The following is a 20,256-nucleotide window of genomic DNA, read 5'->3' as shown; positions in this document are numbered from 1 at the left end:
TGAAAAGTGCTAATTTGAATGTACTAATTTATTTATAAAACGATCCGAGACTAATATGCTAGAGATAGTCCACCATAATCGCTACAATTTCTCGCCAATCGTCGATCGCCCAGACTTTTCTTGGCAAGATGGTAAGCGGCTTGCAGTCTATATTGGCGTTAACGTTGAATGGTTTGCTTTCAACGAGGAGTGTGGTGCGACGCTCGCCTCCCCTAACCCAACTCCAGATGTGCTGAACTATGCTTGGCGCGACTACGGTAACAGGGTTGGCATCTGGCGTATGCTCGATCTATTCGATGAACTCGAACTACCTGTAGTAGCATTGCTGAACGCTGCGCTCTGCGATCGCGCTCCCCAAATTGTTCGGGCTTTTCGATTACGGGGGGATGAGATTGTGGCTCACGGTCTCACAAACTCGACTCAGCCAGGGCAACTCAGCCGTTCGGACGAGCAGGCAATGATTGAGAAAGTGAAAGAGCTTTTGACCGAGGCGACTGGTACAGCACCGAAGGGCTACCTTGCACCACTTATTTCCGAGTCCGTTCATACCCCAGATATTTTAGACGAAGCTGGTTATGAGTACCTTTTGGATTGGGCGCACGACGAGCAGCCAGTTTGGTTCGACACGGAAGCAAAGAAAGGAACAGGGCGTATTCTCTCAGTTCCTTATCCGCAGGAATTAAACGACGTACCACATATTATGGGTCGCCATCGCGAAGCCTCCGAATTTGCCGAGATGATTGTGTCTGCATTCGATTTGCATCAGCGAGAATGCGCCACTCGCCCAGTCGTTATGGGAATTGCGCTGCATCCTTATCTGATGGGACAAGCACATCGGTTCGCTCATTTAGAACGCGCTCTACGTTACATAAAAGATCGGGCGGGTGCCGAGACATGGTTTACAACAACTGGAGCTATCAACTCCCACTTTCGCAATCTCTAACTAGAGTAGAGATATAAAGAGCTTCGCCCTAGCTATTAGCTTCAAACACTAAGTCTCCATTAGGAGTACAAATAGTCAATACATTCTCTACTACAGCAGCACTGTCTGCGAAGTCTAATTAAAGATGGCGTTGGTGATTTAATTATTTGTAGACGCAAGTCTTTCTGATTTGAGATCTGAAGGTTGGTACAGAGATTGAATCCATTGCCATTCTTGGGTTAAACCTGCCATCAACGAAACTTGAGGCTGGTAAACCAATATTTCTTTAGCTTTGGTAATGTCAGCACTGGTATGGCGGGCATCCCCTGCTGCTTGCTCAATATATTTTTTACGAATTGGCTGTCCTATAACTTGTTCCATCATAGTTAGTAGCTCAATCAAAGTCACTCGGCTACCGCCACCAATATTAAACACTTCCCCTATAGCTTCTGGCATTTCTCCCGCAGCCAGATTAGCTGCCACAATATCACTTACATAGGTATAGTCTCTGGTTTGTTGTCCATCACCATAAATAGAAATAGTCCGATCGTTGATTGCTGCTTTAAAAAACTTGTGAAAAGCCATATCAGGACGCTGCCGAGGTCCGTATACAGTAAAGTAACGCAAAGAAGTAACAGGGACACCAAAGTTCTTTTGATAGAGCCAACATAGACGTTCTCCTGCTAGCTTGGTAATGCCATAGGGAGATACTGGTTGAGGACAGAGAGTCTCAGGAGTAGGCATAGTTGCTGCATCGCCATAAATTGACGAGCTAGAAGCATAAACAAATCTCTTTAATGATTTTGCTTGTTTAGCTGCTTCTAAAATTACCTGAGTGGCGTTAATGTTTCTGGCTGTATATTGCCCAAATCCCTCTCCCCAACTAGCTCTAACTCCTGCTTGGGCTGCCTGATGGTAAACTACGTCTACTTGCTTTAAAAGCTGCTGCCAATCTAACTCTTGAATATTAGCTCTAATTAGCTTAAAACGAGAATTTTGTCTAAGATTAACTATATTGTCCTGTTTTAGCTGGCAATCATAGTAATCATTAAACTGATCGATGCCAATCACTTCTGAACCTTTTTGCAATAAAGCTTCGGCTAAGTGAGAACCAATAAATCCTGCAACACCAGTAACAATATGAATGCCCATGAAAGTCAACTTAAGGTAAATATGATTAATTTATATCTTTAACAGGATAACTGTTGTTTCTTGATTTGCAGCAAGACTTAGTCCAAAAAAACTGTAAACTATAGCCGAAATCATCAGAAACTAGAAAGATGTCAAAATAGTTAGGGGCAATTCGCCAATCGCTCCCAACTGATAACCATTTAATCAATTATCAGTTTATTCCCTCAAGAAGTTCTAAAAAAACCAGTAATCTTAAAAATATGAATATTACCAGCGATCTACACGTTATTGAAACCAGACCTTTGTTAAGCCCAGCTTTCGTTAAAAGCGAATTACCTTTACAACCAAAAGCTGCCAAGCTAGTAACCCAAACCCGAAACAGTATTCGTAATATATTGGAAGGCAAAGACCAAAGAATTTTAGTTGTAGTCGGCCCTTGTTCTATTCATGATGTTGCAGCAGCCAAAGAATATGGCGAGAAGTTGGTCAAATTGCGATCGCAACTCCAAGATCGGCTAGAAATTGTAATGCGAGTTTATTTTGAAAAACCTCGCACTACCGTAGGCTGGAAAGGATTAATTAACGACCCTGATTTAAATAACAGCTACGATATTAATACAGGTTTACGAGCCGCCAGAAAACTATTAATCGATTTAGCAGATATAGGTTTACCTGCTGCTACAGAGCTATTAGATCCGATTACGCCTCAGTATATTGCTGACTTAATTTGCTGGACGGCTATTGGTGCGAGAACTACCGAAAGTCAAATTCATCGTCAAATGGCTTCTGGCTTATCAATGCCCGTCGGCTATAAAAACGGTACAGACGGCAGCTTTACCGCTGCCATTAACGCCATGCTCACTGCCAGAATATCTCACCATTTTTTAGGCATCAACCAAGATGGTCTAGCTAGTATAGTCAAAACCACAGGTAACCCCGATGGACACCTAGTCTTAAGAGGTGGTGCCAAAAAACCCAACTATGAAGCCAGCGATATTGAGGCAGCCTGTAATGCTTTAAAACAGAAAGCAATGAATTCGCGTTTGATGATTGACTGTAGTCATGGCAACAGCAGCAAAGATTTTACCAAACAGGTTACGGTTTTGGATAATATTGTTCAACAAATTAAAACTAGCTCACTTCAAGTTGTGGGGGTCATGATTGAAAGCCATCTAGTAGAAGGTAGTCAGTCCATATCTAAAGATCGCTCATCTCTAGTTCATGGTCAGAGCATTACTGATGCCTGCGTCAACTGGGAAACAACCCAAACCATGCTTCATTCTCTGGCTGCTGCGGTTGCTGATGGTAGACCAGATGTTAAACAAAACCTTGCTTCTGCTGTAGGGAAATAAAAAATTACTTAATGAACAAATCTTCTTTAAGTGAATCAGAACAACAGTTGCTCGAAGTGGCGACTCAAGCACTAACTAAAGCCTATGCGCCTTATTCGCAGTTTCGAGTTGGGGCAGCACTCCTAACAACTACGGGCAAAATATATGCTGGTTGCAATATAGAAAACGTTTCCTATGGATTGGGCGTGTGTGCCGAAAGAAATGCGATCGCTAATGCCATGATCGCCGAAGGAGGCTATACAATCGAGATAAAAGCGATCGCCGTAACTAATAGTCAAAATGTACCCTGCTCTCCTTGTGGAGCTTGTCGCCAAGTAATCTGGGAGTTTGGAAAACAGACTCAGATTATTTTCCTAGGAAGCCAGGGTTGGCAAAATTTAACTATTAAAGAATTGCTTCCAGAAGGATTTACTGAATTTGCTTTATAAATAGGGTTAAATACGGTTCCTAAATTTAATCTTTGAGCCATATCCCAGAATTAACTATCTAAAAATTAAGTTTCTCCATGAAGTCATATCTTGCCGCCGCTGTTCAAATGACCAGTAAACCTGACCTAGGAAAAAACTTGGTCGAGGCAGAAGAATTAATCGAGCTAGCAGTTCACAAAGGCGCAGAATTAGTTAGTCTGCCAGAAAATTTTGCTTTTTTAGGTCAAGAAGTAGACAAAATTGCTCAAGCAAGGGAAATTGCGGACAAATCCGAGCAGTTTCTCAAAAAAATGGCGCAGAGGTTTCAAATCACAATTTTAGGTGGTGGCTTTCCTGTTCCTGTAGCAGATAACCCAGAGAAAGCCTATAATACAGCGGTTTTAGTTACCCCCGATGGTCAACAGGCTGTTCACTATCAAAAAGTTCATTTGTTTGATGTCAACGTCCCTGATGGCAATACCTATCAAGAATCTAGCACCGTCATGGCTGGCGAGAGAATTCCTCCTATCTATGACTCTGAAAAATTAGGTAAATTGGGTTTATCTATCTGTTATGATGTTCGCTTTCCAGAATTTTACCGTTATCTATCTCATTTGGGAGCAGATGTACTATTTATTCCGGCTGCCTTTACCGCTTTTACAGGTAAAGATCACTGGCAAGTATTATTACAGGCAAGAGCGATTGAAAACACCTGTTATGTTATCGCTCCTGCCCAAACAGGCAACCATTACGAACGTCGCTACACTCATGGTCATGCCATGATTATCGACCCTTGGGGAGTAATCCTAGCTGATGCAGGCAATGCCCCAGGAGTAGCTATAGCCGAAATAAATCCTGATCGTTTACAGCAAGTACGCCAACAAATGCCTTCCTTGCAACACCGCGTTTTTGTTTGAGGGAAGATAGATAATAAACCTCATCTAGTTTGAAGTGCGGAAATGCTTGGGTTTCACAAGCTGTCTTGCAACAGTACGTGCGGACAAGTCCTTCGTCTGCGGAGGGTTTCCCTCCTGCAAGGCTGTTGCGCTATTCCACGCACTTGTTGAAACCTGTAGTTTTTCAGTTAACTGTTTTAAGTAACGAGTAACGAGTTTTGAATATGGACGGGGTTTAAAAAGCGATCGCTTTGGCAATCAACAGAAATAACTATCCATTAATAGTTGTTAACCAATTATTGCTAAAGTCACCAAACTCATATATCTTTGTTTCGATCTTTAACTTTTTATTTTTATCTCTAACCAAAGATAGAGAACAAACAAAAATTTTTTATTTATCTTAATAATAACTAGTTACAAAACTCAACAAAGGAATTAAAAATCATGGCAAATATGGAAAATAAAACACCAACAGAACATTATGATGTTCAATCCAGCCGCAAGTATGGCGAATTCGCTACCAAGTTTCAATTCGGTTCTAATCCTAGTGCTGAAATTTGGAATGGTAGATTAGCTATGATTGGATTTTTGGGAGCATTAGCGGTGGAATTAACTACTGGACAAGGGTTCTTCCACTGGCTTGGCATTGTGTAAATAGTTTCTAAATATTCAATATTTTAAGTTCAAACCCTGTTTTTTAACAGGGTTTTTTCGGTTATTTAGCAGAATTTAGACGCTAATAGTTATTTATCACGGCGTTGCTGGATCGAGGTATGATTATATAATTTTCACGATCCAGCAAATCAACTAAAAAGCTAAGAGCTAAGAGCTAAGAGCTGATAGCTACGAACAGATTACTTCTCGGTTTGATACTTTAAATCAGTAACACCTTTATCACTTTGTGCTTCCAATTTAGCCAAACGACTAACAAGATCCTGATTAGTTTGTTTTAATTTATCAACCTCTTGACGTAATTCTTTCACCGCCTTGTCCGCACCCAAGTTTTTCTGCACCTTATTTACAGCTTCTTCTGCACGACGACGCACTCTGCCATCAGGAGTTTGCTCTGCCAGCCCATTGAGAATATTAATTGCTTGGGCTGTTTGCATTTGACCTAAAGCACCGACGACTGCCACCTGAGTTAAGAAAAAAGATTCCCCTGCGATCGCTTCTAACTGTTCTAAAATCTCTCCCAGTTTCTCAGGAGTTTGACCAGTAGATATCTCTCCCAAACAGCGAATGGCGGTAAGTCTTAGAGCTTGGGGAGTACCTAGCTTAGTATATTCCATGATAATATCCACCGCATCAGCAGAAGTTTTCATTCTGCTCAAGCCTGAAATCGCACCACCACGCACAACTTCATTCCAACCCGCACGCTGTTCTAAGATAGTCTTGAGTAAAGCGATAGCCTCTGGCTGTTTCGCCTTGAGATTTCCCCCTACCATACCACCCAAACTACGCGCAGCAGCAGCTTCATTATAGTAGCTAGGATCACCTTGATTAAGAGAATCAGCAATAACTTGATAGCTAGCAGCATTTTTAAAGTTACTCAGGGCAGTAACTATAGTCCTACGTACTCTGGCATCTTCATCTTTCAAGCCAGACTGTAAAGCATCCATAGCCTGATTGAGCTTGATTTTGCCTAGCTTTTTAGCTACCTCTACCCGTACTCCCCAAAAGCGATCGCCAGTTAAAGATTCAGCTAAGGCTTTAACTGTTTCCAGTCCACCTTTTTTAGCTAAAGCAGCAACAGCATAAATACGGGAAATAGGATCGCGATCGTATTTTAACTGTTTTTTAAGTTGGGCAACAGGATACTGTAAGGTAACTGTTTTGAGGAAATTGTTGCCCACATCAAAGCTAATAAAATCAGGCTTACTTTCTAAGGGAAAATAAAAGCTTTGTTCAGCTTGATAGGTACGAAGCGAAAAAGTTTTAAATTCTGTAGCATCAGATTTTTCAGCTACATAGCCAAAAGCAACGGGAATCTTGAGATCGAATAATTCCTTACTCTCACTATCTTTCTGCGCCTGTTTTTGAGTAACGGTCAACTTAGCCAGATTGCTATCGCCATCCCAAGCATAAGCTACCTGAAAATCAGGATGACCACCACGAAAAACATACTGATCGAACAAAAACATCAGGTTATAACCAGTAGCTTTATCGATCGCCCGCAGCAAATCTACTGTCTCTACTGTCTGGTGGGCATTATCCTGGACAAAGGTTTGAATTGCCTTATCAAACAGTTCATCCCCTAAAATTGCCCGAATCATGTGATAAACACAAGCACCCTTTTCATAAAGATGGCGGTCATAAAGCTCGATCGCTTCACGGTAAACATTCGTCACAATTGGACGGCGATAACGAGTACTATCTTCATCGATATAGGTACGGGCTTCATTTAACAGATAATAAGCAGCATCATCTTTACCATATTCTTCCTCTGTCCAAAACACCTCTGCATAAGAAGCCATCCCTTCTTTAATCCAGGCGTGTGACCAGTGTTTAATTACCACCAAATCTCCAAACCACTGATGAGCTAGCTCGTGTAGCACTAAACTCTCTGTCCTCATGTTATCAGTCGCTGCTCGTTCATCTAGCAAACAACGATCTGTTAATAAGGTAGTAGAAGTATTTTCCATCCCGCCAAAGATAAAGTCGTCTACACACACCTGGGCGTATTTAGGATAGGGATAGTCATAGCCATATTTCTGAGACAAAAACTCTACCATACGGGGTGTTTTACCCATACTGCGCTTACCGTCTGCTTCTCTTCCTTTCTCTACATAATAGGTAATCGGTTTGCCTTTCCATTCATCAGCAATCTCGGCAAAGTCTCCTACCGCCAAAGTCATTAGGTAAGTAGGATGTACCTGCTGCTGTGACCAATGGTATATCTCGCCATCATCTGCTTTTTCAGTATTAATCAATTCCCCGTTAGAAACTGCCTTAAATCCTGCTGGTATTTGGACTCGAATTTCTGAAGTGGCTAATTGCCCAGGATAATCAAAGCAGGGAAACCAAAAGCGAGAATCTTCATCCTCCCCTTGTGTCCAAACCTGAGTCGGTTTATCAGGATAATATTCTGTAGGAGCGATAAAATATAGTCCTCGTTGAGGATGATCCACCGAATAGGCGATCGCAACTTTAACTGCTTCTGTTGTAGTGGCTTGCTGTAGACGAATTTCAATTTGTTCCCCGTCATAGTCAAAATTTTGACTAACACCATCAACTAATACGGATTCAATGGTTAAATCTACTGCATCCATCGTCAGTTGCTGAATACCTGGACGTACAGGAGTAATAGTAGTAGTACAAGTCCCTTGGAAACTTTGATTAGGGATATCGAGAATTAAATCAAGAAATATATGATCTACCTGTCCTGGGCGATCTGGATTGTAATGGGGTTTCGCCCCTGGAAGCTCAAAAGACTTGCGTTGATCTTCAGCATCAAAATAAAAATGAGACATGGATTATGTGAATAATTGCAGTATACCTTTATAGATTAGGGTATCTAATTCAGCAAAATTTTACTTAAGATTTATTTTTGGTTATAAAAACCCGAACTGACTAAATTTTAAAAGCGATATTTTAAAAGCGATCGCTTTACCACATTTTAATCTAAGAAATTAGGCAATTAGGAGGATAAATTAGATACGAAATGAGTTTGAATTAAAGGACGGAGATATTATTAAAGTAGAAATAAATGCAGGTAAAATTATAAAAATATAGTTATGAAAGCACTTTATAAATGGTCAGTTGAGGATTATCACCGAATAATTGAATCTGGAGTTTTGGAAGGCAAATCTGTCGAACTTTTGGAAGGGGAAATTATTGCTATGAGTCCAGAAAAGCCTATTCATAGCTCTCGGATTGATACCGTAGCTGATTACTTAAGAGATGTATTACGAGGAAAAGCTAAGGTAAGAGAAGCTCATCCAATTACCCTAGATAACTCTGAACCTGAACCTGATATTGCCATAGTTCAGTTTGAGGATAATAATTATCGCGATCGCCATCCTGATCCTCAAAATATTTATTGGCTAGTCGAAGTATCTAATACTACTTTGACAAGGGATCTTGAAGAAAAATCTGTTACTTATGCTCGTAATAGCATTCCTGAATATTGGGTAGTTGATTTACCTGATAATAAACTTTGGGTATTTACTAGTCCAAAGCAGGATGGTTATTCAAGTAAAAAAGAAATTACTACAGGTATTGTTAAGCCCTTAGCCTTTCCCACAATTGATATCAAAGTAGCAGAAATATTAACCATCAATTCACAATAATTTTCTAATGGAATTAATCTGGCATAGGTAATTAGAAATATAATTTAGAACACCAAGCATAATGTCTGATTATCGTCTAAGTTTCAAATTTTCTCTAGAGCGATCGCTATTTGAAATTTAGTTTACTTAACCCGCCCCAGCAAAGTAACCAAATAACTACCACTAACCAATGCACAAATACTGGTAGCCAAAGAGAACCACTTTGCCAATACGTTAAAGTGTAGATAATCCCCAACCCAGTTGCTAAACAAAGAAAAACTGGATTACTAAAGGTTTCTTTTCCTTGAGGAAAAAAAGTAAAAGCATTAAGGGGATGATAAATGATGAAGCAAAATAAACTTAATAGTGACCATGCAAACCAAGAATTAGGTTGAATTTGCTCTAGAGGATAAGGCAAAAGCGAGACGCGGAAAAATATCTCTTCAATTAAGGCAGGTGCAATCAACGAAGTTGCTGTAATTTTGAATATTAATTGCTTAGATTTGCATATATCCCAGCGCAAAAAATTAGTTTTTAAGCCCCAAGGAATAGCCACTAGACCATATATGCAGAGTAAAATAGTCATTTTAGACAGGCTAGAGTAACTAGGAATGGCGATCGCTTTAACCAAGCGAGTTAGCAATATTGAGAAAATAGAATTTATAGTTACGTTGAGAATCGCTAAAACCATGATTTAACCTAGCCGAAAATGGCACTATCTTCGTGCTAATAAGGCTGCTACGGTATCAATTAATTCTTGTGGCTGAACGGGTTTTCCTAAATAGTCTGTTGCGCCTAATCGTTTAGCTTCTTGCTTATGGCGATCGCCTGTACGCGAAGTTGCCATAATTACTGGCGTGTTTTTAAATGCGGGTTGGGCGCGGACTTTTGCTAATAGTTCAAAACCATTAAGTCGAGGCATTTCCACATCGGAAACTATCAGATCGATTCTGCCTGTATATTGTTCTGTTTGCTCCAAAGCTTCTTGTCCATCACGGCAAACAATTACTTTATAACCAACAGCAGTTAATATTTTATCCAGCATTTTTCTTGTAGCAATAGAATCCTCAGCAATTAAGATGGTAGAAGTGTTGTTGGCTTGAGCAACGGATTTTGCTTTGAGTGAACCTTTGGTCACAGCATTTTGTTCCAAACCTTGAGGCAGAATCACGGGAATTACTTCCCCTGAGCCTAATACAGTACAGCCTGCCATGTAAGCTGGTACAGGAATAGTTTCATCAAAAGGTTTAATAATCAATTTTTCTTCTTTGACAATAGCATCTACCACAATTGTCACAGGTTCAAAGGCTGTTTCTAAAACGATCGCAACTTTCTCTAAACTCAGTTGAAAAGGTTCTCTAGGACAGGGAAACAGATTAGAAACAGAAGTTAAGGTGATAACCTGATTGTGCCAATTAATATGTTGTTTTCGCTCATTGGTAAAATCCAATTCCCGATAGGGCAATATTTCTAAAACGCTAGTGTGAGGGAAAGCTATAATTTGATTCTGTAGCTGAACCAGTAACAAAGATTGTAGGCTGAGGTTTAAAGGCAAGGTGATGGTAAAAGTTGTGCCTAAACCAGCATCAGTTTGTACCTGTAATTGACCTTTCAATTTGCGAATTAAGTTGAGGACAATATCTAGCCCCATACCTCGACCAGAAATATCACTAACTTTGGCTGCGGTAGAAAAATCAGGTTTAAAAATCCAGTTTAAAATTTCTCCTGGCTGAAAGTCTTTAATTGATTTTTCGGGAGGACAAATTCCTCTTTCTACTGCACGATTGTAGACTTTTTCAATACTAATTCCCCCCCCATCATCTTTAATCGTGATTACTAAGCTATTTCTTTGAAGCTTGGAAGTTAACTGTATAGTTGCCGTTTCTGGCTTGCCAGCAGTAATACGTTCGTATTTTGATTCAATACCATGATCGAAAGCATTGTTGAGCAGATGAGTTAAGGGAGTTTGTAGCTGTTCAAGTAATATTTGATCGACAGGAGTATTTTTTCCTTCAATTTTTAGGTCAACTAGCTTATCAAATCGTTGACTTAAGCCAATAATTTGGGGAACGAATCTTTTAGCCAACAAATCAAAGGGAACTAGTCGTGAATCAGTAACTTCAGAATATAAGTTATCTAGATTATTCCGAGTTTGTTCAATATCTTCGGCAAACTCTCGCTCGACAAAATCAATGTCAGTGCGAGTTTCTTGGATCTGAAGCATTAATTCTTGGAACAATTGCAAGCTACTGTGTAAATCTGTGTAGCGATCCATTTCCAAAGAATCGAAGCCTTCATTAACTTTTTGAGCATTACCTATGGTTGGGGATACATCACTAGAACCAATTGCTAGGCGATCGTATAGATTCTGAATTTGCTCTCGAATCGGTTCAAACTGACGAGTAAGCGATCGCAAACGACGATTTGCTTGGTTTAACTGTTTTTGTTGGCGACCAAAACGAGAGTAGGTTAAAATCAACTCCTCTACGTTGCTAGTCATATCCTGTAGTCTTTCTAAGGGGATTTTTAGCTGATTTGCAGCAGGGGCAGGTTTTTTAGATTCTTCTGCTACTTTAGCAGCCGACACCGCAGCAGGGGCAAACATTATGGTAGCTGGTACTGCTTCCTCGTCTTCATCTTCAGAGCCAAAAAACCCTGCTTCATCTATTTCCTCATTTTCATTTAGTCCCTGCTCTACATCTTCGCTAGATAATTCTTCTGCATCTTCTTCGCTGTCAATAAATGTCTGCTCATCAACCTTTGTCAAATCTAAATAAGAATCTCGCTGTTGACGAATCTGCTCGGCTAATTCCTGTACCGTTAATAAAGCTTCTAGGGGATCGGCTTCAGCTATCAGCGTGCCGATTTCTGATACCGCTTCAATTAACCAAGGCAAGGACAAAGTTTCTCCCAAAAAAGTACATTCATCCCCAAAGCCAGTTAAAGCCTCATTAATAACTTCTTCTGGCGTATCTAAAGCTAAGCCTAAAATACCTTGGCATAAGTCTTCTAAATCCTGATTGAGAGTACTAGCGACAAATTCGTAGTTACTTGCTATCTCAGGTTCAGACTTTTGATTAAGAGTAATATTGCCAAGGTAATCTGCAATCTCAGTTCGTAGCTGAGTAATAATCTCTTTAGTTAGTAACAATGCTTCAACCGCATCAGATCCCTGTAAAGTCTCGGTAATTGGTGCAGCAACTTCCCCTAACCAGGGTAAATCCAGAGTTTCTGCCAAAAAGGTACATTCATCAGCAAATCCTGACAAAAGAGGCTCAATAACTTCTTCAGGGGTATCTAGCTCTAATTCTTCAATAACCACAAAGCTATTTTCTAAGTCTACGGTTAAGGTACTGTAAACTAGAGCGTCTTGGCTACTATTGTCATCACTTTCTCCAGTTGAATATTCTGAATATTCCTGGGTATCTGAACTAAAGCCGACCAAAGACTCTAGAGCCGTAATTAATTCAGGATTGGCGATCGCATTATCTACTGTGCGAGCCTGACTTAAAATATACCCTACCTCGTCAATACTTTTTTCTACTAACGCCCAAGCCAAATCTAGTTCGTCAATTTTTTTCTCCTGAATGCCCACCATCACATCTTCTAGTTTATGAGCCAAGTTTTGCAGGCTAGTCAAACAAGCTAAACCCGCTCCCCCTTTTAGGGAGTGAGCAGCCCGCAATAAATCAGTAAAATTAGGATCGGCACGATCTTGCAAGCCTTGTTCGAGCATCTGAAGATATTCTGGAGCATCTTCATCTAAAAAACACTGACGAGCTTCGGCGGTAATAGCAGCGAGAATTTCAGGGTCTAACTGGGAACTCATGTTGAATAAGACTGCGCCTTGGTAAGATTAGTTAGGTAATAAAAAGTTGGTTTAAAACTATGAAGCTCTTTTTAAGCTTAGAGTTTAAATTGCGATACCGATGATTGAAGAGTTTCTGCTTCTTGAACCAAAGTTTTCAGTGATTTCACCACGTTTTGGGCTTCAGTAGAATTAGTTTTTGCAACTAGAGCAATACCATTAATTTGTTCGTTAACCTGCTTGGAATTATCGGTTTGCTTTGTAGTATTGGTAGAAATTGATTTTAAATATTCATCAATTTGTTGACTAGTGTTTGCTAAACTTTGAAGGTTAAGTTTAGTCATGCGTACTAGTTCACTACCATTTACTACTTCTGAGGTGCTAGTTTCCATCCCTTGCAGTACCGAAGTGGTGTCTTGCTGAATTGCCGTTACTAGTTGTTGAATATCCTTGGTTGATTCGGTAATTCGATCTGCTAAACGACGGACTTCTTCGGCAACAATTCTAAATCCTTCTCCATGTTCCCCTGCCCGCGCTGCTTCAACTGAAGCGTTAAAAGCCAGTAAGTTTGTTTTCTCGGAAATACCCGAAATGATTTCCACAATTTTGGCAATTTCTTGGGAAGATTCTGCAAGCTGTTTTACTTTTTTTGAGGTGTTAGCAACGGTAGTCCGAATTTTTTCAATACTATAAACCGTTGCATCCATCGCTAAATCCCCTTCTTTGGCTTGAATTGAACCATTACGGGCAATTTTAGCAGCCTCTTGAGCATAATCAGCTATAGTTTTTACCGATTGATTAATTTGGTCAATACTGCCTAACGCCTGCTCGATTTCTGCTGCTTGAATCAAGGCAGATTCTGAAAGCTGTCGTACCGAACCTTCCCCAGCTAAAGACAATTGACCGACATCGGCAGATACAGTTTGGACTTTTTGCAGTAATCCCTGTAATTTTTTGAGAGTCGAGTTAAAGGCATCAGCAATTGAGCCGACTGCACCATCACTTATAGCTGCTCTAACGGTTAAATCTCCTTTTTGCGCTCCCTCTACGTCCATCAGCAGACTCATTACCCCTCGCTGTAGAGTTTCTCTTTGTTGCTGCTGATTTTTAGCTTCTCGCTCTTGAGTGTAGAGCAGATCTTGAATTTGCCCTGCCATTTTGTTGATGTTAGAACTTAAATGAGCTAATTCATCTTGTCCAGTAATAGGTATGCGAACATCAAACTTTCCTTTTCCTATTTCGTCAATGGCATTACTAGCTTCTAGAAGAGGTTTAGTGATTTTAGTTGCTAGGGCTGAGGCTGCTAGACCGACTAAAGCTATCAAGACAGCACTACTTAGTCCCAAAGTCAAGCCTAAATTTTTTTGAATTGCAGACTTTTGCTGTTCAGACATTTCTACTTGCAGTACCTGATTAACATAGAAATAGGCTGTTGAACCAATAGTAATAGTTGGTATTATACTCAGGAAGAATACCATTAACGGGACTTTAAGTTTTAAACTCAAATTCTGCCCAAACCAACCTTGAGAATCAGTTGGAATAACCTGAAATTCTTTTGTTAGCAAAGATGGTTGGGATTTTTGTAGATTGGCTAACGCTTCCCTGGCGACATTACCGTAGTTGCCATCAGGATCTAGGACTACAATTTCTTGATAAACCGCGATCGCTTTTTCTATTTCTCCCTTACTTTCTAAGGTGTTTGCCTCAACAATTTTACCGACGATATCATCGCTAATGTTTTCAAAGGGTTTTAATTCCGAATCAGACATAGTATTTTTCCTGGTAATTAAAATATAAAGTTCGACCAACGTTTACAGCTTTACTGTGATTAGGCAGATATTAAACTTGATTGTTGATGTAGCTGCTGTGATAGATTGGCAGGGTTTAAAATATAAGTATTTTTAGCTTCTGTGACGGCACTGGCAGAACAACAGTTTTTTAGGTTAGATGATATGTTCTCGGAGATTTCTTCATGTTGAGCTTTTAAGGTGGTAATGCCGATTAGCTGCTGCGTTACTAATGCTATCTGTCTTGAGCTTTTGGCTGGATCGTACTTGAGAACTACAGCCGTTAGCTTTCTTTTCAACTTTTGCTTACTAACTAAATGAAAATAGCGATCGCTATCTAAAACCCAAAGCAAAGAACCTTTAAAATTTACTACCCCATACCAAAAAGCAGCTACCCCTGGAACTGGGCAGATATTATTTACTTCTAACTGTATTACCGCGCCCATATTTGCTAAGGGAATTCCTAAGTTTATTTCTGGAGCTAATTGAACGCTAAAATATTCTTGATTCATTAACACAAAGTAAATTTAAATCTATCTACAGGTACACAAAGTAAAACTAGTTTGCTTTAAGTTAATTTGCTTTAGCTAGCAAACTGATTCACTTTATCAACCAGATTTTGGGGAACATAAGGTTTGGTAATATATTCATTTCCACCTTGACGCATTGCCCAAAAGCGATCAAATTCTTCAGCTTTAGAGCTACAAAACAAGATAGGAATCTCTTTCCATTCATCACGTTCTCTAATTTTGCGACAGAGATCTAAACCACTTTCTCCTGGCATAACAATATCCAACAAAATCAAATTAGGACTAGGGTTATTATTAAGCCATTCCCAAGCTGCTTCGGCACTCGCGGCAACAGCAACATTAAAACCAGCATGAGACAATAGAGCAGAACTCATTTGTCTTTCAGCGTGGGTATCTTCAACAATTAATATAGTTTTCATAATATTTAGATGATGTTTTTTCAGGTTATGTAAAAGATCGGTAATTGGGCTAATACTATAATTCCCAAAATGATGCTTGAACTATCATCACTTATAAGAGTAATAGCAGGATTGAGACAAAAATATATGTGGATTAAAAACAACTATATTCCAGCTTTTTTTGGAACAAAGTTTCAAATTTGACACGGTTTATTGAGTAGTAAACACAACGGATTTTTCTAAAACTTTAGCTAACTGAATTAATTTGTTGGGGTCACAAGGCTTGGTTAAATAATCGGTAGCTCCAGCTAACTTAGCCCTAACTCGATCGATCATTCCGTCCCTACCAGTTAACATAACTATAGGAATTTCTTTGAATTTTTGTGATTTTCTCAAGAGACTACACAAGTCATAGCCATTCATATTTGGCATATTGATATCCATAAAAATTACCGCAGGTTGATGAAGAGATAATTCTTTTAAGGCGGTAGTCGGATCGTGGATACTGATAACTCGATAATTAGCTGCTTCTAAAGTCATTTTTACCTGTCTTTGTACTGTTTTACTATCATCAATACAGACAATCAAAGTTTGAGCAGCATTACTATCAGCAGGGGGTGATTGATTAACACTATCTTGTTGGCTAGTATTTTGCTTTTGCATTTCGTTAGCAGCAGCTTCATCAAAAGGTAACAAATCAACAATTTTTTCTTCAATAGATTCTTCGAGATTTTTAGCTAAGAAATAAGTATCAACTTTGGCTTTTATTGCTATTTCGTATAGATTGCTTTTGGCAACGAATAAGCTGACAAAAGAAGAAAGTTTTTGAGAGTTTGCCAAAATCTCAAATTCAGGTTTGGTGAACAGCACTTTCCAGATTTTGTAGAACCTCAAGGCGTTTTTCTGATCTAGATATAGCCTGCTAATAGGAGAATAAAAATATTTTCTTACCTGTTGCCAAGCTTGTATCTGCTCTTTTACCTGTTCGTGGAAGTATAGCTTTTTTAGTTCAAAACTAATAATTGATTTGTTGATTCGTTTAGCTGGCTTTAATTCGATACTAGTTTTTTCGATACTTAAAACATTAATTAATCCCTCTTTAGCGAACATAAAAAGCAGCTTTTTGATATCTACTTCTGATAGTTGTTTATCGATTAAATGCTGGCATAATAAAGAATACTCGGAAACTTTTTCTCCCGATAAATCAGGAGATATCGAATCAAGCTTTAAGTTTTGCCACAGATAATTTAAGCGAGTTTGCTGTTCGACATTTGTACTTATATATTGAATTTTTCCCTGTAGCAGATATATATGCCAACAAACAGAAGCATCCTTTGGTTCTGTTACTTCAACACAACCAGACCAAGTTTCTTTTGATTTGGCATTGATAACTTGTAGAGGACTTTGAAGATGGTTGTTCATAATCTTGCTAAAAATTAACTGTTAAGGGAAGCTAGCTAAAAAAAAATTAAAAGTAGATGGTCTGGTTGTACTTTTTTTATAGTTCCCAAAAACTTTAGGAAAATTCATGTTTTAATGATTTGAATTTGGGATCGAGATAAAACTACATGGCTTTAATTATTGCTGGCGATCGCTCTGGAGTAGGCAAAACGACGGTAACCCTTGCCATACTTGCCTTTCTTACCCAACAGGGAAATAGAGTTCAGTCATTTAAGGTAGGACCAGATTATATAGATCCGATGTTTCACTTCTCGGCTACGGGGATACCCTGTCGTAACTTAGATCCTGTTTTGACTTCCCCTAATTATGTTCAGAATTGTTTCAAGCGCAATACTCAAAATGCTGATTGTGTAGTGATAGAAGGGGTGATGGGGTTATTTGATGGTATCCGTAACCCAGAGGTTACTAATACTAATTCCTTGAATGACTATGGCAGTACTGCTCATATTGCCAGAATACTCAATCTGCCTGTAGCTTTGGTTTTAGACTGTTCTCGCTTATCTGGTTCGATTGCAGCGATCGCTTTGGGCTATGCTAATTTAGATCCAAAAGTAACTATTGCAGGAGTAATTCTCAATAAGGTGGCAAGCGATCGCCATTTAGAGCTACTAGAAACGGCCCTAGAAACAATTGAGATGCCAATTTTGGGAGTTATTAGACGTAACCAAGAAATTACCCTTGGCGATCGTCATTTAGGTCTTATTCCCTCCTCAGAAATACCTAATCTTAAAAGCGTTTTCTCTCAATTAGCAGAACTAGCCAAAACTCTAGACTGGGATAAACTATTACCTTTACTCACCTCGTCACCTCGCCACCTCGTCACCTCGCCACCTCGTCACCTCGCCACCTCGCCAAGTCCTGTAAGAATTGCGATCGCTAAAGATAAAGCTTTCAATTTTTATTACCAAGACAATTTGGATCTTCTAAAAGAACTAGGTGCAGAATTAATCTTTTGGAGTCCTTTAGAAGATCGGCAGATTCCCAGAAACGTTCAGGGATTATACTTTGGCGGTGGATTTCCAGAGATTTTTGCCCAGCAGCTAGCAGAAAACAAGACAGTAAGACAAGAGTTAAAACAGATAATTCAAGCTGGTATACCTACTTATGCTGAGTGTGGAGGCTTAATGTATCTTTGCCAACAGTTAATCGATTTAAATCAAAAAACTTGGTCAATGGTAGGCGTAATTCCTAGTTGTGTCACCATGAAAGCAAAATTGACTTTGGGCTATCGACGGGCAATGGCGTTACAAACTAGTTCTTTGGTTACCGCTCAACAAACCGTTAGAGGGCATGAATTTCATCACTCTCAACTTACTGCTGTTTCCCCCACTCCTCAATGGCAGTTAAAAGGTTTTCACAACTCTAGTCTTCAGCTTACAGAAGGTTGGAATATCAAGCAGCTACACGCTTCTTATTTACATCTTCATTGGGGTGAATACAAATTTTTGGCGCAAAGATTTAGCCAACGTTGCCGAAACTATAAAAATTAGCTATATTAATTGGAGATACGAAATTTATTAATAACCATTTAGGGATATAGGAGGTGATGCCCATGACAGAACACAGTAGTAACATGGGTCTTCTAGTTGATGATAGCCAGCTGCGCGCTGGGGCTGTTCTCTAAACAGTCGCATCTTTAGTTTCTTCGGAAACAGCTAGGTAGACATTGTTGGAGTTCCTTCCAGCAGTTAGGTTTCGACTAAGAGACCCTCTAGACCGCCCCTACAGGTAAATAGCCATAGCAACATTTGTTGTTAACCGCTATCGACCTGTGGGGGCGGATAGTTTTTGGGCAGAATTTTATTTAAAACTCGGATGTTAATGTATGAACTTGCTCGCAAGTTGGTACATTAGATAGAAAGAAATTTAGGTGTTCTTGAGGAGATAAAGTAATGGCAATTCAATTACAACAGGCAATGACGGTGGGAAAGTATTTAGTTACCCAACGTCTAAGGGGACGTAAACACTTTCCTTTGGTATTAATGCTAGAGCCTTTATTTCGCTGCAATTTGGCTTGCTCAGGCTGTGGTAAGATTCAGCATCCTACGGAAATATTGAAGCAAAATCTAACTCCAGAACAATGTTTTGCTGCGGCAGAAGAATGTGGTGCGCCAGTAGTTTCTATTCCTGGAGGAGAGCCTTTACTGCACCCTCAAATTGATGAGATCGTTAGAGGTTTAGTCCAACGTAAGAAATTTGTTTATCTTTGCACCAACGGCATTTTGCTAGAAAAAAGCTTGAGCAAATTTAAACCTTCGCCTTACCTGACTTTCAGCGTGCATTTAGATGGGTTAGAAGAACAACATGACAAGTGTGTCGATCGCCAGGGAGTATTTGTCAAAGCGATCGCTGCTATCAAAGCTGCTAAACAACAAGGTTTTCGAGTTACTACCAACACCACGGTTTTTGAAGGTGCCGATCCACAAGAGATGCAGAAGTTTTTTGATTATCTAGATACTCTAAATCTCGATGGGATAATGGTTTCTCCTGGCTATAGCTACGAGTGGGCGCCAGATCAGGAAAACTTCTTAAAACGAGAGCAAACTAAAGCCTTATTCAAAGAAATTTTATCTCCCTGGAAATCTGGCAAAAAGAAATGGAATTTTAACCACAATCCTTTGTTTCTAGAGTTTTTGATGGGCGACCAAGACTTTGACTGTACTCCTTGGGGTAGTCCTAGCTACAGCGTTTTGGGCTGGCAAAAACCCTGTTACCTCCTGAATGAAGGTCATTTTTCCAGCTATAAAGAGCTAATTGAACAGACTCAGTGGAGTAATTACGGCAAAAAAAGCGGTAATCCTCAATGCCAAGACTGTATGGTGCATTGCGGCTATGAACCAACCGCAGCTACAGCAGCTATGCAGCCTGAAAATATGGGCAAAGCGATCGGCGCATTATTCGGAGGCTAGCAAGAGCAATTATTGTGCATCTGTGCTTGATTCTGCTTGGGCTTCCGTATCCGTAGGTGTTGCATTTGACTTCTGTTGTTCTAATATTCTTTGCTGCTGAAGCTGCTTATAATTAGACACAGAATTCTGAATTTGTACTTGAGATTCGGCGTTAAATTCTGCTGAGCTACGTCTATTTAGTTGTTGAGCGCGGTGCATCAAATCTAAAGGGTTTAAACCCCCAGGTGCATCGCCATAGGTTGCATCTTTCTCGTTAGATTGATAGCCATTGTAATCAGATTGAGTTTGGGCAGTGGCAGATGAATTTAATCCAGCTACTAAAGCCAAGGAAATTCCCAAACATAGACCTATACTTAGTTTGTTTTGTTTAAACATAATCACACCTTT

The 20,256-nt window shown here is 39.6% G+C and carries 17 protein-coding genes; 8 read left to right on the top strand and 9 right to left on the bottom strand.

What is annotated here, in order from left to right; all coding sequences use genetic code 11:
* The first annotated feature begins 55 nt into the window (after positions 1–55).
* Positions 56–943, top strand: coding sequence for a polysaccharide deacetylase family protein (locus SLP02_RS04865; protein WP_319419525.1), 888 nt, complete (start codon positions 56–58; stop codon positions 941–943).
* A 138-nt stretch (positions 944–1,081) separates the two neighbouring features.
* Here the strand turns inward: SLP02_RS04865 and SLP02_RS04860 are convergent, their stop codons facing one another.
* The gene (locus tag SLP02_RS04860; protein WP_319419524.1) at positions 1,082–2,074 is read right to left on the bottom strand and encodes an NAD-dependent epimerase/dehydratase family protein; all 993 of its coding nucleotides are present in this window, start codon (positions 2,072–2,074) and stop codon (positions 1,082–1,084) included.
* Positions 2,075–2,313: 239 nt separating this feature from the next.
* Between SLP02_RS04860 and SLP02_RS04855 the strand changes: the two genes are divergently transcribed.
* The 4 genes from SLP02_RS04855 (at position 2,314) to SLP02_RS04840 (ending at position 5,362) form a co-directional block, all read left to right on the top strand.
* Positions 2,314–3,405 carry a 3-deoxy-7-phosphoheptulonate synthase gene (locus SLP02_RS04855; RefSeq protein ID WP_319419523.1) on the top strand — a complete coding sequence of 364 codons (1,092 nt, stop codon included), beginning with the start codon at positions 2,314–2,316 and terminating at the stop codon, positions 3,403–3,405.
* A gap of 11 nt (positions 3,406–3,416) precedes the next feature.
* On the top strand, positions 3,417–3,833 hold the full coding sequence (locus SLP02_RS04850; RefSeq protein WP_319419522.1) for a cytidine deaminase: 417 nt from the start codon (positions 3,417–3,419) through the stop codon (positions 3,831–3,833).
* Between the two features lie 77 nt (positions 3,834–3,910).
* Positions 3,911–4,729 (top strand): carbon-nitrogen hydrolase family protein, encoded by an 819-nt coding sequence (locus tag SLP02_RS04845; RefSeq protein ID WP_319419521.1) that lies wholly within the window; start codon positions 3,911–3,913, stop codon positions 4,727–4,729.
* Between the two features lie 432 nt (positions 4,730–5,161).
* Positions 5,162–5,362, top strand: a complete 201-nt coding sequence (locus tag SLP02_RS04840) for a chlorophyll a/b-binding protein (RefSeq protein WP_319423654.1) — start codon at positions 5,162–5,164, stop codon at positions 5,360–5,362.
* A gap of 200 nt (positions 5,363–5,562) precedes the next feature.
* Here SLP02_RS04840 and SLP02_RS04835 read toward each other — a convergent pair whose 3' ends face one another.
* A complete protein-coding gene (locus SLP02_RS04835; protein ID WP_319419520.1) occupies positions 5,563–8,178 on the bottom strand; it encodes a M1 family metallopeptidase in 2,616 nt (871 codons plus the stop codon).
* A gap of 264 nt (positions 8,179–8,442) precedes the next feature.
* On the opposite strand from SLP02_RS04835, the gene SLP02_RS04830 reads away from it, so the two are divergent.
* Positions 8,443–8,997, top strand: a complete 555-nt coding sequence (locus SLP02_RS04830; RefSeq protein ID WP_319419519.1) for a Uma2 family endonuclease — start codon at positions 8,443–8,445, stop codon at positions 8,995–8,997.
* 106 nt (positions 8,998–9,103) lie between these two features.
* Here SLP02_RS04830 and SLP02_RS04825 read toward each other — a convergent pair whose 3' ends face one another.
* The 6 genes from SLP02_RS04825 to SLP02_RS04800 all read right to left on the bottom strand — a co-directional run bounded on the left by SLP02_RS04825 (position 9,104) and on the right by SLP02_RS04800 (position 16,921).
* Positions 9,104–9,667 carry a CPBP family glutamic-type intramembrane protease gene (locus SLP02_RS04825; protein WP_319419518.1) on the bottom strand — a complete coding sequence of 188 codons (564 nt, stop codon included), beginning with the start codon at positions 9,665–9,667 and terminating at the stop codon, positions 9,104–9,106.
* A gap of 24 nt (positions 9,668–9,691) precedes the next feature.
* Entirely contained in the window at positions 9,692–12,805 is a 3,114-nt protein-coding gene (locus tag SLP02_RS04820) for a response regulator (RefSeq protein WP_319419517.1), read from the bottom strand.
* Between the two features lie 77 nt (positions 12,806–12,882).
* Positions 12,883–14,553 (bottom strand): methyl-accepting chemotaxis protein, encoded by a 1,671-nt coding sequence (locus tag SLP02_RS04815; protein WP_319419516.1) that lies wholly within the window; start codon positions 14,551–14,553, stop codon positions 12,883–12,885.
* A 59-nt stretch (positions 14,554–14,612) separates the two neighbouring features.
* Positions 14,613–15,083 carry a chemotaxis protein CheW gene (locus SLP02_RS04810; protein ID WP_319419515.1) on the bottom strand — a complete coding sequence of 157 codons (471 nt, stop codon included), beginning with the start codon at positions 15,081–15,083 and terminating at the stop codon, positions 14,613–14,615.
* A gap of 71 nt (positions 15,084–15,154) precedes the next feature.
* On the bottom strand, positions 15,155–15,520 hold the full coding sequence (locus tag SLP02_RS04805) for a response regulator (RefSeq protein ID WP_319419514.1): 366 nt from the start codon (positions 15,518–15,520) through the stop codon (positions 15,155–15,157).
* A gap of 189 nt (positions 15,521–15,709) precedes the next feature.
* Positions 15,710–16,921, bottom strand: a complete 1,212-nt coding sequence (locus SLP02_RS04800) for a response regulator (RefSeq protein WP_319419513.1) — start codon at positions 16,919–16,921, stop codon at positions 15,710–15,712.
* A gap of 146 nt (positions 16,922–17,067) precedes the next feature.
* Between SLP02_RS04800 and SLP02_RS04795 the strand changes: the two genes are divergently transcribed.
* A complete protein-coding gene (locus tag SLP02_RS04795; protein ID WP_319419512.1) occupies positions 17,068–18,450 on the top strand; it encodes a cobyrinate a,c-diamide synthase in 1,383 nt (460 codons plus the stop codon).
* Between the two features lie 402 nt (positions 18,451–18,852).
* A complete protein-coding gene (gene hpnH / locus SLP02_RS04790; RefSeq protein ID WP_319419511.1) occupies positions 18,853–19,869 on the top strand; it encodes an adenosyl-hopene transferase HpnH in 1,017 nt (338 codons plus the stop codon).
* Positions 19,870–19,878: 9 nt separating this feature from the next.
* Here hpnH and SLP02_RS04785 read toward each other — a convergent pair whose 3' ends face one another.
* Positions 19,879–20,244, bottom strand: coding sequence for a hypothetical protein (locus SLP02_RS04785; protein WP_319419510.1), 366 nt, complete (start codon positions 20,242–20,244; stop codon positions 19,879–19,881).
* Positions 20,245–20,256: the final 12 nt, after the last annotated feature.

It is taken from the genome of Pleurocapsa sp. FMAR1, from assembly GCF_963665995.1.
In the GTDB taxonomy this organism is placed as follows: Bacteria; Cyanobacteriota; Cyanobacteriia; order Cyanobacteriales; family Xenococcaceae; genus Waterburya.
The sequence above is the reverse complement of the archived record's forward strand: the minus strand, read 5'-3'. Positions and strand labels throughout refer to the sequence as shown.

Excerpts from the sequence above, each read along its gene's own strand:
- SLP02_RS04815 (WP_319419516.1), bottom strand. The coding sequence starts at position 14,553 with ATGTCTGATTCGGAATTAAAACCCTTTGAAAACATTAGCGATGATATC.
- SLP02_RS04800 (WP_319419513.1), bottom strand. The coding sequence starts at position 16,921 with ATGAACAACCATCTTCAAAGTCCTCTACAAGTTATCAATGCCAAATCA.
- SLP02_RS04860 (WP_319419524.1), bottom strand. The coding sequence starts at position 2,074 with ATGGGCATTCATATTGTTACTGGTGTTGCAGGATTTATTGGTTCTCAC.
- SLP02_RS04865 (WP_319419525.1), top strand. The coding sequence starts at position 56 with ATGCTAGAGATAGTCCACCATAATCGCTACAATTTCTCGCCAATCGTC.
- SLP02_RS04810 (WP_319419515.1), bottom strand. The coding sequence starts at position 15,083 with ATGAATCAAGAATATTTTAGCGTTCAATTAGCTCCAGAAATAAACTTA.
- SLP02_RS04855 (WP_319419523.1), top strand. The coding sequence starts at position 2,314 with ATGAATATTACCAGCGATCTACACGTTATTGAAACCAGACCTTTGTTA.
- SLP02_RS04820 (WP_319419517.1), bottom strand. The coding sequence starts at position 12,805 with ATGAGTTCCCAGTTAGACCCTGAAATTCTCGCTGCTATTACCGCCGAA.
- SLP02_RS04825 (WP_319419518.1), bottom strand. The coding sequence starts at position 9,667 with ATGGTTTTAGCGATTCTCAACGTAACTATAAATTCTATTTTCTCAATA.
- SLP02_RS04845 (WP_319419521.1), top strand. The coding sequence starts at position 3,911 with ATGAAGTCATATCTTGCCGCCGCTGTTCAAATGACCAGTAAACCTGAC.
- hpnH (WP_319419511.1), top strand. The coding sequence starts at position 18,853 with ATGGCAATTCAATTACAACAGGCAATGACGGTGGGAAAGTATTTAGTT.
- SLP02_RS04850 (WP_319419522.1), top strand. The coding sequence starts at position 3,417 with ATGAACAAATCTTCTTTAAGTGAATCAGAACAACAGTTGCTCGAAGTG.
- SLP02_RS04840 (WP_319423654.1), top strand. The coding sequence starts at position 5,162 with ATGGAAAATAAAACACCAACAGAACATTATGATGTTCAATCCAGCCGC.
- SLP02_RS04795 (WP_319419512.1), top strand. The coding sequence starts at position 17,068 with ATGGCTTTAATTATTGCTGGCGATCGCTCTGGAGTAGGCAAAACGACG.
- SLP02_RS04830 (WP_319419519.1), top strand. The coding sequence starts at position 8,443 with ATGAAAGCACTTTATAAATGGTCAGTTGAGGATTATCACCGAATAATT.
- SLP02_RS04805 (WP_319419514.1), bottom strand. The coding sequence starts at position 15,520 with ATGAAAACTATATTAATTGTTGAAGATACCCACGCTGAAAGACAAATG.
- SLP02_RS04785 (WP_319419510.1), bottom strand. The coding sequence starts at position 20,244 with ATGTTTAAACAAAACAAACTAAGTATAGGTCTATGTTTGGGAATTTCC.
- SLP02_RS04835 (WP_319419520.1), bottom strand. The coding sequence starts at position 8,178 with ATGTCTCATTTTTATTTTGATGCTGAAGATCAACGCAAGTCTTTTGAG.